10 protein-coding genes are annotated in these 13,230 nt (G+C 73.6%); 2 read left to right on the forward strand and 8 right to left on the reverse strand.

The annotated features are described in order from the left end of the window. Positions 1–19 precede the first annotated feature (19 nt). Positions 20–2,167, reverse strand: coding sequence for an acetyl/propionyl/methylcrotonyl-CoA carboxylase subunit alpha (locus tag IIE03_RS20865; protein ID WP_192864703.1), 2,148 nt, complete (start codon positions 2,165–2,167; stop codon positions 20–22). Positions 2,168–2,178: 11 nt separating this feature from the next. After that, positions 2,179–3,825, reverse strand: a complete 1,647-nt coding sequence (locus IIE03_RS20870) for a carboxyl transferase domain-containing protein (protein ID WP_192864704.1) — start codon at positions 3,823–3,825, stop codon at positions 2,179–2,181. A gap of 70 nt (positions 3,826–3,895) precedes the next feature. On the opposite strand from IIE03_RS20870, the gene IIE03_RS20875 reads away from it, so the two are divergent. Beyond that, positions 3,896–4,450, forward strand: coding sequence for a TetR/AcrR family transcriptional regulator (locus IIE03_RS20875; protein WP_192864705.1), 555 nt, complete (start codon positions 3,896–3,898; stop codon positions 4,448–4,450). Positions 4,451–4,472: 22 nt separating this feature from the next. Here IIE03_RS20875 and chrA read toward each other — a convergent pair whose 3' ends face one another. From chrA to IIE03_RS20905, 6 genes are all read right to left on the reverse strand, one after another. Continuing rightward, positions 4,473–5,714 (reverse strand): chromate efflux transporter, encoded by a 1,242-nt coding sequence (chrA, locus tag IIE03_RS20880; protein WP_192864706.1) that lies wholly within the window; start codon positions 5,712–5,714, stop codon positions 4,473–4,475. Between the two features lie 89 nt (positions 5,715–5,803). Beyond that, positions 5,804–6,811: a hypothetical protein gene (locus IIE03_RS20885; RefSeq protein ID WP_192864707.1), complete on the reverse strand. Its 1,008-nt coding sequence runs from the start codon at positions 6,809–6,811 to the stop codon at positions 5,804–5,806. A 200-nt stretch (positions 6,812–7,011) separates the two neighbouring features. After that, the gene (locus tag IIE03_RS20890; protein WP_192864708.1) at positions 7,012–8,052 is read right to left on the reverse strand and encodes an ornithine cyclodeaminase; all 1,041 of its coding nucleotides are present in this window, start codon (positions 8,050–8,052) and stop codon (positions 7,012–7,014) included. Next, entirely contained in the window at positions 8,049–9,059 is a 1,011-nt protein-coding gene (ddaH, locus tag IIE03_RS20895; RefSeq protein WP_408632860.1) for a dimethylargininase, read from the reverse strand. The genes IIE03_RS20890 and ddaH overlap by 4 nt, the downstream gene beginning before the upstream one ends. A 157-nt stretch (positions 9,060–9,216) precedes the next feature. Next, a complete protein-coding gene (gene katG, locus IIE03_RS20900; protein WP_192864710.1) occupies positions 9,217–11,448 on the reverse strand; it encodes a catalase/peroxidase HPI in 2,232 nt (743 codons plus the stop codon). A 31-nt stretch (positions 11,449–11,479) separates the two neighbouring features. Next, the gene (locus IIE03_RS20905) at positions 11,480–11,893 is read right to left on the reverse strand and encodes a Fur family transcriptional regulator (RefSeq protein WP_192865052.1); all 414 of its coding nucleotides are present in this window, start codon (positions 11,891–11,893) and stop codon (positions 11,480–11,482) included. A 158-nt stretch (positions 11,894–12,051) separates the two neighbouring features. Here IIE03_RS20905 and IIE03_RS20910 point away from each other — a divergent pair, with 158 nt between their 5' ends. After that, on the forward strand, positions 12,052–13,218 hold the full coding sequence (locus tag IIE03_RS20910) for an AI-2E family transporter (protein ID WP_225998127.1): 1,167 nt from the start codon (positions 12,052–12,054) through the stop codon (positions 13,216–13,218). The last annotated feature ends 12 nt before the right edge of the window (positions 13,219–13,230 follow it).

A 13,230-nucleotide genomic window follows, 5' to 3' on the forward strand; every position in this document is an offset into this window, starting at 1 on the left:
GGGTCTTCGGGTGAAGTTGTCAGCCGGCGGCAACGGTGGCGACCACCTGGTCGCGCCGCACCAGGTCGCCCACGGCCACGCGGATCGTCGCGGCGCCCTCGTGCGGTGCGACGAGCGGGTGCTCCATCTTCATGGCCTCCACGACGACGAGCGTGTCTCCCGCGCCGACGTCGCCGTCGTCCGCGACCCAGGCGACCGTGCCGGGCATCGCGGCGCGCACCTCGGGCCCGGCAACCTCACCGCCTCGGGCGCCACCGGCCCGCACGGCCCGGCGCGCCGCCGACGCCTGCGAGCGCGTGGGCGCGGCCAGGGCCAGGGTGCGCCCGGCCCGGTGCAGCCAGACGGTCCGGACGGCACGCCCGGTCTCCTGCACGACGGCGGTCGCGGACGAAGGGCTGCCGGGGGAGGCCACCCACCCGCACTCGTCCTGGACGGGTCCGTCGGTCGTGACCAGGCGGCCCGCGATCTCGTACCGCACCGGTTCGGGCGGCGCGCCCGGACGGAAGCCGTCAAGGGCCCACGGGCCGCGTGACGGGATCGCACCGTCCCTGGCCGACGCCGTGCGCGCTCCGGCCACCGGCGGCCACGTCCGCCCGCTCGTCGGCGCCACCGCGAACGCGGCCCCCCGCGGATACCCGGCAGCCTCTGTGCCGCGCGCCACGAGCACCCGTGCGGCCACCGTGAGATCGGCGTCGTCCGGTGCGGGTTCGGCGGGGTCGCCGGCGCGTTCGATCAGGCCGGTGTCGAGCCGGCCGGCGCGCACGTCGGGGTGGGCGAGGAGTTCCCGGAGCCAGCCGGTGTTGGTCTCGACGCCGAGCACGACGGTGCCGGCGAGCGCCCGGTCGAGCCGGTCGGCGGCCTGGGTGCGGTCGGTGCCGTGGGCGATGACCTTGGCGAGCATGGGGTCGTAGTCGCCGCCGACGACGCTGCCGGTGGTGATGCCGGAGTCGACGCGGACGCCGGGGCCGGACGGTTCGGCGTAGGCGAGGACGGTTCCGGTGTCCGGGAGGAACCCGCGAGCGGGGACCTCCGCGTAGACGCGGGCCTCGACGGCGTGGCCGTCCAGGACGACGTCGTCCTGGGCGAGCGGAAGTTTCTCGCCGGCGGCGACGCGGAGCTGGAGCTCGACGAGGTCGAGCCCGGTGACGGCCTCGGTGACGGGGTGCTCGACCTGCAGGCGGGTGTTCATCTCCAGGAACCAGAAGGCGAGCGAGGTGGGGTCGGCGTCGGGGCCGGCGGGCCGGCCGGGCACGAGCATCTCGACCGTTCCGGCGCCGACGTAGCCGCAGGCGCGGGCGACCTCGCAGGCGGCCTCGCCCATGCGGGCGCGGACGACGTCGGCGACGTCGTCGGGCAGGCCGGCGAGGAGGGCGGAGGGGGCCTCCTCGATGACCTTCTGGTGGCGGCGTTGCAGGGAGCACTCGCGTTCGCCGAGATGGACGACGTTGCCGTGGGTGTCGGCGAGGATCTGGATCTCGATGTGCCGGGGGTCGGGCACGTAGCGTTCGAGCAGGAGGGAGTCGTCGCCGAAGGCCGCGGCGGCGACGCGGCGGGCGGAGACGAGGGCGGCGGGCAGCGCGGCGGCGTCGTCGACGACCTGCATGCCCTTGCCGCCGCCGCCCGCGGCGGGCTTGACGATGAGGGGGAAGCCGACGCCGCCGGCGGCGGCGAGGAGGTCCTCGTCGGTGGCGGCGGTTGCGCCGGTTCCGGTCTCGCGCGTGGTGCCGGGCAGGACGGGAACACCGCGGGCGGCCACGAGGTCGCGGGCGGAGATCTTGTCGGCCATGGCCTCCATGGCCTCGGGCGGCGGGCCGACGAGGGTGACCCCGGCGCTCGCGCAGGCGCGGGCGAAGGCGGGGTTCTCGGACAGGAAGCCGTATCCGGGGTGGACGGCGTCGGCCCCGGTGGTGCGGGCGGCGTCGACCACGGCGTCGATGTCGAGGTACGACGACGTCGCGGGCGCCGGGCCGATCCGCACCGCGGTGTCGGCGAGGCGGACGTGCGGCGCTCCGGCGTCGGCGTCGGAGTACACGGCCACGGACCGGATACCGAGGCGGCGCAGGGTGCGGATGACGCGCACGGCGATCTCACCGCGGTTGGCGACGAGGACGGTCCCGAACGGGCGGTCGACGGGCGAGCCGTCGTCGTGACGGGCGCTGCTGCTCACGGTCGTCTCCCTCACATCCGGAACAGGCCGAAGCGCGGGGTCGCGCCGGCGTCGTCGAACGGGACGCGGGAGCACACGTCGAGGGCCATGCCCAGGACGCGGCGGGTGTCGGCGGGGTCGAGGATGCCGTCGTCCCAGCCGCGCGCGGTGGCGTGGTACGGGCTGCCGGCGCGTTCGTAGGACTCGCGGACGGGGGCCTCGAAGGCGGTCTGCTCGTCGTCGGACCACGTGCCGCCGTCGGCCTCGATCTGGTCGCGCTTGACGGTGGACAGCACGGAGGCGGCCTGCGGGCCGCCCATCACGGAGATCCGGGAACCGGGCCAGGACCACAGGAAACGCGGCGAGTAGGCGCGCCCGCACATCGAGTAGTTCCCGGCGCCGAACGAGCCGCCGACGATGACCGTCAGCTTCGGCACGCGCGTCGAGGCGACGGCGGTGACCATCTTGGCGCCGTCCTTCGCGATGCCGCCCGCCTCCGCGTCGCGGCCCACCATGAAGCCGGTGATGTTCTGCAGGAACAGCAGCGGGATGCCGCGCTGGTCGGCGAGCTCGATGAAGTGGGCGCCCTTGCGGGCGGACTCGCCGAACAGGACGCCGTTGTTCGCGAGGACGCCGACCGGGTGGCCGTGCAGGCGGGCGAAGCCGGTCACGAGGGTGGTGCCGTAGCCGGGCTTGAACTCGTGCCAGTCCGGGACCGGGCCGTCGGGGCCCGGCTCCGGGGCGGCGTCGACGAGGCGGAAGATCACCTCGTGCGCGTCGTAGGGGGCGTTCACGTCGACGGGGACGACGTCGTACAGGCCCTCCGGGTCCGACGACGGCGGCAGCGGGCGCGGGTTCACGTCCCAGACGGGGTCCGGGTCGGGCGGCAGGGTGCGCACGATGTCGCGGACGATCTCGCACGCGTGCTCGTCGTCGGCGGCGAGGTGGTCGGCGACGCCGGAGCGGTGGGCGTGCAGCTCTCCCCCGCCGAGCTCCTCCGGGGTGACGACCTCCCCGATCGCGGCCTTCACCAGCGGCGGGCCGCCGAGGAAGATCGTGCCTTGGTCGCGCACGATGACGGTCTCGTCGCTCATCGCGGGCACGTACGCGCCGCCGGCGGTGCAGGAGCCGAGCACGGCGGCGATCTGCGGGATCCGCTCGGCGGACAGGCGGGCCTGGTTGTAGAAGATGCGGCCGAAGTGGTCCCGGTCGGGGAACACCTCGTCCTGCAGCGGGAGGAACGCGCCGCCGGAGTCGACGAGGTAGACGCAGGGCAGGCGGTTCTCGCGGGCGATCTCCTGGGCGCGCAGGTGCTTCTTCACCGTGGCCGGGTAGTAGGTGCCGCCCTTCACGGTGGCGTCGTTGCAGACGATCATGACGTGCCTGCCCGCGACGACGCCGATGCCCGCGATGACGCCGGCGCCGGGGACGGCGAAGTCGTCGTCCGGTGCCTGGGGGCTCGCGTACATGCCGTAGGCCGCCAGCGGGGAGAGCTCCAGGAAAGGGCTGCCCTCGTCCAGCAGCCGCGCCACGCGGTCGCGTGGCAGCAGCTTGCCGCGGGCGAGATGCTTCTCGCGGGATCGAGCGGGGCCGCCGGCGGCGGCGCGAGCGATCCGCTCACGCAGCCCGGCGGCGAGGTCGCGCTGCGTCGGCGGTGACGCGGCAGTGGTGGTCGCCATGGGGGCAGCATAACCCGGCTCGGTTAACGATGGTTAACCGACGGGCCGCTCTCCGGCATAGACTGCCGCCGTGACACCCCGGCGCCGGCAGATCCTGGACACCGCGGCGGACCTGTTCGCCGCCCGCGGGTTCCACGGCGTGAGCGTGGGCGACATCGGGGCCGCCGTCGGCATCTCCGGGCCGGCCCTGTACAAGCACTTCGCCGGCAAGGAGGACATCCTCGGGCAGTGCCTGCTGCACGCGTCCGAGCGGCTGCTGGAGGGCGCCCGGGCGCTGACGGCGGACGGCGGCGAGACCGTTCCCGGGGACGCCCTGTCCCAGCTGATCGCGTTCCACACCGACTTCGCGCTGTCCCAGCCCTCCCTCATCGTGGTGCAGGAGCGCGAGTGGGGCGCACTCGGCGAGCAGGCCCGCGCCCAGGTCCGCGAGCGCCAGCTCGCCTACATCGACGTGTGGACCCGGGCGCTGCGCCCGCATCGGCCCGAGCTCTCGGCGGCGCAGGCGCGTGCGGCGGTGCAGGCGGCGTTCGGCCTGCTCAACTCGACCCCGCACTCGGCCCGCATCAGCCGCACGGCGATGCGCGACCTGCTGATCCGCATGGCCCGGGCGGCCCTGGTGACCTGACCGGGGAACCGCTGGGGAACTGCTACAGGAGGAGTCCGCCCACCGCACCCGCGGCGACGACGACCGCCCAGGGCGGCGTCCTCCATTGCGTCAGGGCCACGTAGGCCGTCACCACGAGCGCGAGGGCCGATGGTGGGGACGGGGCGGCGAGGACGCCCTGGGTGAGGACCGGGTCGTAGAAGGCGGCCGCCAGCAGGCCGACCACGCCCGCGTTCACCCCGGCCAGCGCCCGCTGCGCGCGGACCGCGCGGCGCAGGCGGTCCCAGTACGGCAACGCGCCCACCACCAGCAGGGCCGACGGCGTGAACACCGCCACCAGTGCGATCGCCGCCCCCAGCGCCCCGCCCGGGCCCGACGTCGAGACCGCGCCGAGGTATCCGGCGAACGTGAACAGGGGGCCCGGGACGGCCTGGGCCGCGCCGTACCCGGCGAGGAACTCGTCGTGGGTCACGGTGCCGGCCGTCTCCGCCTGCAGCAGGGGCAGCACGACGTGTCCGCCGCCGAACACGAGCGACCCCGCGCGGTAGAACGTGTCGACGAGCCCCGCGATCCCGCCCGCGCCGGCGACCGCCGCCAGCAGCGGCAGCACGGCCAGGCCGAGGCCGAACACCACCAGGCACGCGATCGCGGCGCCGGGCCGGACCGCGCCGGCCAGGCGTTCGCCGTCGGCGGCCCCGCCCTCCGCGACCGACGACGGCGGCGCGACCCACCACAGGCCGGCAAGCCCCGCCGCGACGATCACGGCGACCTGGACGAGGGCGAGGGGTGCGCCGGTGGCGGGCAGGAGGAGCAGCGCGATCACGGCGCCGCCCGCGATGGTGGCGGTGCGGGGCCCGGAGGCGAGGGTGCGGGCCATACCGAGCACCGCCTGCGCGACGACGGCGACCGCCGCAGCCTTGAGCCCGGTGATCCAGCCGGCGCCCTCCAGGTCACCCATGGCGCCGACGCCGTACGCGAACCCGAGCAGCAGCAGGGCGGACGGGAGGGTGAACCCCGCCCACGCGGCGAGGAGTCCGCGGATGCCGGCGCGCCGCCAGCCGATCGCCATCCCGACCTGGCTGGAGGCGGGTCCGGGGAGGAACTGGCAGAACGCGACGAGGTCGGCATACGCGCGCTCGCTCAGCCAGCCGCGGCGCACGACGAACGCCTCGTGGAAGTATCCGAGGTGTGCGACGGGCCCGCCGAACGAGGTGAGCCCGAGCCGCGAGAACACGCCGAGCACCTCGAGCGCGCTCCCGGGGCGGCGGCTTCCGGTGATGTCCATCGCGGCCAAACTACCTCCTACCTGTGACGACGGGGAGCGCTCCGCGCTTGGCACACTTTTACCGCATGGTCGATGCCGACGTGCGGACGTCAGCGGTAGCGGTTGCTCACGTAGGCGCGGGAGTAGTCGCCGGGGATGGTGAAGTACTCCGCCATGACGCGGGCCGGGTCGGTGGCGAGCTGGCCGCGGCCGGGGACGTCGTCGCCGTCGTCCCAGCCCCAGGGCGCGTTGGCGGCGTTGGTGGAGCAGCCGATCGCCCAGTCGCCGCAGCCGCCCGAGGAGTTGCCGGCGAACGTGCCCCAGCTCGCGAACGGCGCGCCGTCGCGGCGCTCCCACAGGCCACCGGGGGCGAAGATGTCGATGAGGCCGTAGCGCACGTCCCGGTCGTCGGGGTGCTCGGGCGTCTCGCCGGTGGCCGCCGGGTGGTAGACGACGCCGTCGCCGACGATGTCGTACCCGCCGCGCGCCTTGAGCCCGTGGCCCTTGGCCTCCTGCGCGGTGACGGGGTGGGAGGCGCCGTCGTGCGGGCTGGTCGCCATCGGGAGGGTGCCGTCGATGTCCTCGCCGCCGCCGGACCAGGTGCTGCCGGCGGGCACGTAGGAGTAGAAGTCGGTGTGCGCCACGGTGACCGCGGCCCGGAGCGTGCCGTGCTGCGAGCCGTCCTTCTCCACGGCGAGCAGGACGCCCTCGGCGTCGTTCTCGTGCTCGGTGTCGAAGAACGAGTCGGTCCAGTCGCGCGGGTGGAAGAACATGTAGACGAGGAACCAGTGGGTCTCCGTCTCCACGGCCGACCAGTAGGCGTACGCGTCCAGCGACCCGGAGCCGGTGTTGTCCCAGTTGTTGGTGCCGTTCCAGTCGCCGTCGAAGTCGACGCGCGTGATGTAGTCGCTGCGCCCGCCCAGGGCGTGCGAGCCGGTCTGGTCGACGTCCTGGTAGTGGATGGGCGCCCAGCGGCGGGCGAGGTCGGCGGTGGACGTGGCGGAGACGGTGGCGTGCTCGGCGGTCGTGGCCGACGGCGCGGCGGCCGCTGGCGTGAGGAACGCCACCGGCACGAGGAGTGCGCCGGTGGCGAGGGTGGCGGTCAGGGCACGGTGCATCGGGATCCTCCAGGGTCGTCGGAGCGAGCGCGTGGCCGGCGACGGCGACGGCGCCGGCCACGCGCCATGGTCCGTGCCGCCGGTTGCCGCCCGACGGCGCCGGGCGGACCATCGGGTGAATATTTCACCCGGGGTCAGCGACGACAAGGGCCCCTGTGCCCACTCCTCCCGCCGTCACGGGCAGGCGCCCGGCAGCCTCGTCAGGCGTCCTGGAGCAGGGAGAAGAGGTCCTTCGGGTCGGACGGTTCCGCGATGAGGTCCAGGTGCGCCAGCAGCTCCGGGCAGCTGGCCGCGACGTCGGACGCGACGAACTTCAGGGTGGTCCAGTCCTCCACCGCGAAGCCCACCGAGTCCCACACCACCAGTTCGTCGTCCGAGCGGCGGCCCGGCTTCGCGCCGGTGACGACCTCCCACAGCTCCGTCACCGGGAAGCCCGGCGCCTGCTTCTGGATCTCGCCCTCGATCCGGGTCTGCTCCGCGTGCTCCACGAACACGCTCGCGCGCGCGATCGTGGCCGGCTCCAGCTCCGTCTTGCCCGGGCAGTCGCCGCCGATCGCGTTGACGAACACGCCCGCGTTCGCGCCGTCGCGCAGCGCGGCGTCGGACAGCACCACCGCGTTGCGCTTGTCCGCCGTGCACGTCGTCACGACGTCGGCCCCGCGGGCGGCCTCGGCCGGATCCGCCGCGATCACGACGTCGAACCCGAGATCCTTCGCGTGCCGCGCGAGCTTCTCCGACGCCGCCGGGTCGACGTCGAACACGCGCAGCGTCTCGATACCGAGCTCCGCGCGCATGCCCAGCGCCTGGAACTCCGCCTGGGAGCCCGCGCCGATCATGGCCATGACCCGCGAGTCGCGACGCGCCAGGTAGCGCGCCGCGAGCGCCGACGCGGCCGCGGTGCGCAGTCCGGTGAGCAACGTCATCTCGGCGAGGAAGGACGGGTAGCCGTTGTCGATGCGGGCGAGCATGCCGACCGCGGTGACGGTCTGGAAGCCGCGGGCCGGGTTGGCGGGGTGGCCGTTGACGAGCTTGAAGCCGTAGGTCTCGGCGTCGGCGGTGGGCATAAGCTCGATGACGCCCTCGGCCGAGTGGGTGGCGATGCGGGGGCGCTTGTCGAGTTCGGGCCAGCGGGCGAAGTCGCGGTCCATCGCGTCGGTGAGGCCGGCGATGACGGCCTGCGGGCCGCGGCGGGCGGCCCAGGCGGCGGCGCCCTTGACGTCGAGGAAGGGGACGGTGGTCATGCGGACTCCTCCGGGTCGGCGGCGCAGTCGGCGGCGGGGGTGTCGGGCCGCAGCTCGAGGGTGCAGCACTTGACGGAGCCGCCGCCCTTGAACAGCTCGGACAGGTCGACAGGGACGACGTCGAAGCCGGCGGCGGCGATGTCGTCGGCGAGGCGGCCGGCGCGGTCGGTGAGGAACACGTGCTTGCCGTCGGAGACGACGTTGAGGCCGAGCACGGCGGCGTCGTCGTCGGACGCGAGGATGGCGTCGGGGTAGAGCCGTTCCAGGGTGGCGCGGGAGGCGGGGGTGAACGCGCCGGGCAGGTAGGCGAGGAGCGGGGCGTTGCCGGTCTCGCCGGTGTCGAGCACGGCCAGGGCGGTGTCGAGGTGGTAGTAGCGCGGGTCGACGAGTTCGAGGGGGACGACGTCGATCCCCTGCTCGGCGAGCCCGAGGCGGCGGGCGGCCTCCTCGTGGGCGGCGCGGGTGGTGCGGAAGCCGTGGCCGGCCAGCAGCGTGTCGCCGACGAGCAGGAGGTCGCCTTCGCCCTCCTGCGTCTCGCCGGACTGGCCGGCGGACGTGATGCCGCGCGCGCGGGCGGCGGGGCCGGTGAACCAGGCGTCGTAGGCGGGGCCCTCCTTGGCCCGCTCGGGGTAGGTGAAGCGTGCGGCGAGCGCCTGCCCGCCGACGACGATGCCGCCGTTGGCGGCGTACACCATGTCGGGCAGTCCGGGTTCGGGATCGATCACGTCCACGGTGTGGCCGCGGGTCTCGTAGGCCTGCTTGAGGGTCTCCCACTGGGCCAGTGCCCGTCCGGTGTCGACGGGGACGCTCGTGTCCATCCAGGGGTTGATGGCGTAGACGACGTCGAAGTGCTCCGGGGGGCACATGAGGAAGTGCCGGTTCACGGCACGGCGCGTGACTGTGTGCGTCATGGCGGCGACGCTATCGACCGCGGTGTTGCGCGACGGCGGTGTTTCGTTGCGTCCTGACCGCGGATTTCCTTCGGGATCAACGCCCTGGCTGAACACATCGCGACCGGTGCCCGACCTGCGCGGACGTACGTTCCGGGCACAGCGGCGCACGCCCTGGGGCAGCGGGTCGCGGTGGGGTGCGGGCCGGCGGACGAGACCCGCCGAGGCGGTACCCCTCGCCGCTGGGGTACCGCCTCGGCGGGTGCACGGCGGACTACTTCTCGAGGTCGAAGCGGTCCAGCTCCATGACCTTCTGCCAGGCGGCGGCGAAGTCGCGGACGAACTTCTCCTTGGCGTCGTCGGAGGCGTACACCTCGGCGAGCGCGCGCAGCTCGGAGTTCGAGCCGAACACGAGGTCGACGCGGGACGCGGTCCAGCGGCCGTCACCGGAGGTGTAGGTCTTCTCCTCGGCGTCCGGCTTCCACTCGATGCCGAGCTCGAGCAGGTTGACGAAGAAGTCGTTCGTCAGGGTGCCGGGCGTGTCGGTCAGCACGCCCAGGGCGGAGCCGTCCCAGTTGTTGCCGAGCGTGCGCAGGCCGCCGACCAGCACCGTCATCTCCGGGGCGGTGAGGCCGAGCAGGTTGGCGCGGTCGATGAGCAGGTACTCGCTCGGCAGCTTGAGGAAGCCGCTGTCGTAGTTGCGGAACCCGTCGGCGACCGGCTCCAGCCAGGCGAAGTTCTCCGCGTCGGTCTGCTCCTGCGTCGCGTCGACGCGGCCCGGGGTGAAGCCCACCTCGACGTCCACGCCGCCGGCCCTGGCGGCCTGCTCGACGCCCACGCCGCCGGCGAGGACGAGCACGTCGGCGAAGGAGACCGGCACCTCGCTGGCCGCGTTGAACTCGGCCGTGATCTCCTCGAGCTTCGCGATGACCGGCGCGAGCTGCTCGGGCTGGTTGACCTTCCAGTCCTTCTGCGGCGACAGGCGGATGCGGCCGCCGTTCGCGCCGCCGCGCTTGTCCGAGGTGCGGTGCGTGGCCGCCGCCTTCCAGGCGGTCGACACGAGCTGGCCGACCGTCAGGCCGGAGTCGGCGACCCTCTGCTTGAGGGCGGCGATCTCGGCGTCGCCGATCGTCCGCTCGGGGGCGGCGGGCAGCGGGTCCTGCCAGGGGAGGTCCTCGGCCGGGACCTCGGGGCCGAGGTACCGGGCCTTCGGGCCCATGTCACGGTGCGTCAGCTTGAACCAGGCACGCGCGAACGCGTCGGCGAACGTGTCCTGGTCGGCGAGGAACCGGCGCGAGATCGCCTCGTACGCCGGGTCCATGCGCAGCGACAGGTCGGTCGTGAGCATGGTCGGCAGGCGCTTGGCGCCGCCCTCGTTCGGGGCGGGGATGACGGCCTCGGCGTCCTTGGCGACCCACTGGATCGCGCCCGCCGGGGAGGTGGTCTGCTCCCACTCGTACCCGAAGAGGTTCTCGAAGAAGTGGTTGCTCCACCGCGCCGGGGTCTGCGTCCAGGTGACCTCCAGGCCCGAGGTCAGCGCGTCCTCCAGGACGCCGCTGCCGTGGCCGTTCTTCCAGCCGAAGCCCTGCTCCTCCAGCGGCGCGGCCTCCGGGTCCGGGCCCTGCAGGTCGTCCGCGTGGGCGCCGTGCGTCTTGCCGAAGGAGTGACCGCCGGCGATCAGGGCGACCGTCTCCTCGTCGTTCATGCCCATGCGGCGGAACGTCTCGCGGATGTCGCGGGCCGCGGAGACCGGGTCACCGTTGCCGTTCGGGCCCTCCGGGTTGACGTAGATGAGACCCATCTGCACGGCGGCGAGCGGCGCCTCCAGGTCGCGGTCGCCCGTGTAGCGCTCGTCGTCGAGCCAGACCTTCTCCGGGCCCCAGTAGACGTCGTCGTCGGCCTCCCACACGTCGGGGCGGCCGCCCGCGAAGCCGAAGGTCTTGAAGCCCATGGACTCCAGCGCCACGTTGCCGGCCAGGATCATCAGGTCGGCCCACGAGATCGCCTGGCCGTACTTCTTCTTCACCGGCCACAGCAGGCGGCGCGCCTTGTCGAGGTTGCCGTTGTCGGGCCACGAGTTCAGCGGGGCGAAGCGCTGCTGGCCCGCGCCGCCGCCACCGCGGCCGTCGTGCGACCGGTAGGTGCCCGCCGAGTGCCAGGCCATGCGGATCATCAGGCCGCCGTAGTGCCCGTGGTCCGCCGGCCACCAGTCCTTGGAGTCCGTCATGACGGCCGCCAGGTCCGCCTTGACCGCGTCCAGGTCGAGGGCCTCGAAGGCGGCCTGGTAGTCGAAGTCCGGGTCCAGCGGGTCCCGCTCGGCGGTGTGCTTGGCGAGGATCTTCAGGTTCAGCCGGTTCGGCCACCACTCGGCGTTGGCGTCGCCTCGTGTCGGGTGCACGCGGCCGGCGCCGTGCGCCACCGGGCACTTGCCCTCGGTCTCGGTCGGGGCCGCGGGGGTGTTCTCCGTCGGGGCGACCGGCTTGTTCTCAGCCGTGCTCTCGGACATGGGGGACTTCCTTCCAGGTACAGGAAACCGTTCATTCGGTCGTCGTGGCACGGCACTCGGGGCACAGCCCCCAGTAGACGATCTCCGCCTCGTCCACGGCGTAGCCGTGGTCGTCCGCCGGGGTCAGGCACGGGGCCTCGCCGACCTCGCAGTCGACGTCGACGATCGCACCGCAGCTCCGGCACACGAGGTGGTGATGGTTGTCCCCGACCCGCGTCTCGTACCTGGCCGTCGCCCCCGACGGCTGGATGCAGCGCACCAGCCCGGCGGCGGTCAGGGTGTGCAGCGAGTCGTAGACGGCCTGGTGGGACACGTCGGGCAACTGCTCGCGCGCCGCCGCGAGCAACTCGCCCGCGTCGGCGTGCGGATGATCCGCCACGGCGGCCAGCACGGCCACACGCGGCCGGGTCACGCGCAGACCCGCCTCGCGCAGCCGCCGCTGCATCCCCTCGGTCGTGCTCACGCCCCCATCCTCACCCCTTTTCTTGAACGAGTCAAAAGAAGGCCCCGACGACGGCGGCAGCCGGGTCGGTCATCAGGCGACCGACCACGCCCCCTGGGCTTCTACCGCCCGTGTCCGACAGTGCCGCTACGGTTGCGCCCATGACAGGGAGCCCCGCCACGATCACCGACGACCCCGACGACACGGGCACCGTCGTCGGACAGGGCGCGCCCGAGCCCGGGTCGGCCGGGTCCACGCGTCCGCCCCGGTGGCTGCCGCGCGCCCTGCTCATGGGAATCGTCGCGGTCTTCGTCGGGATCTTCGCCTGGCACGCGCTCGGGGCGCTCGAGAGCCTGTGGGTGGCGGTCCTCATCGCGTTCTTCCTGTCCCTCGCACTCGAGCCCGCGACCGTCTGGCTGGTGCGGCGCGGTTGGAGGCGTCCCGCCGCCGCGGCCGTCACCCTGCTCGGGTCGCTGACCGCGATCGGCGCGGTCATGGCGCTGTTCGGCAACCTGTTCGTGCAGCAGGTCGTGGCGCTCGGCAGGACCCTGCCCGAGTACTACGAAACACTGCGCACGTTCGTCCTCGGGTTCGTCGACCTGCCGCTGCCCGAGCGCGACGACCTCGTCGGGCAGGGCCTCGACCAGTTCGGCAGCGACCTCGCCGCGAGCGCGCTCGTCGTCGGCAGCGCCCTGCTGAGCGGGTTGTTCTGGAGCATCACCATCCTGCTGGTGGCGTACTACCTGCTCGCGGCCGGCCCTCGGTTCCGGCGGGCGGTGTGCCGCTGGGTGCCCACCGGCCACCAGGACGAGGTGCTGCACCTGTGGGGCGTGGTGCAGCGCAAGGTGTCCGACTACCTCGGCACGCGGCTCGTGCTCGCCGTCATCTCCACGATCGTGACCTGCGTGTTCCTGCTGATCCTGCGCACGCCGTACGCGTTCCCGCTGGCGGTGTTCGTGGGCGTCGTCTCGCAGTTCGTGCCGACCATCGGCGCCTACCTGGGCGGCGCGCTGCCCGTCATGGTGGCGCTCACCGGGCAGGGGGCGTGGCAGGCCGGGGCGGTGCTGGTGTTCGTGGTGGCCTACCAGCAGGTGGAGAACCTGTGGCTGGCGCCCATGCTGTCGGAGCGGGCACTGGAGATGAACGCCGCGGTCAGCCTGCTCGTGGTGCTGGCGTTCGGCGCGGTGTTCGGCGCGCTCGGCGCCTTCCTGGCGCTGCCGATCGCCGCGACGATCCAGGCGATGGCGACGACGTACCTGCAGCGGCACGAGCTGATCGAGTCACACATGTTCAGCGACCCGGAGGACAGGTGGGTGGCGGCGGGCTGAGGCGGGCTGGAG

It is taken from the genome of Myceligenerans pegani (genome assembly GCF_014892515.1).
In the GTDB taxonomy this organism is placed as follows: domain Bacteria; phylum Actinomycetota; class Actinomycetes; order Actinomycetales; family Cellulomonadaceae; genus Myceligenerans; species Myceligenerans pegani.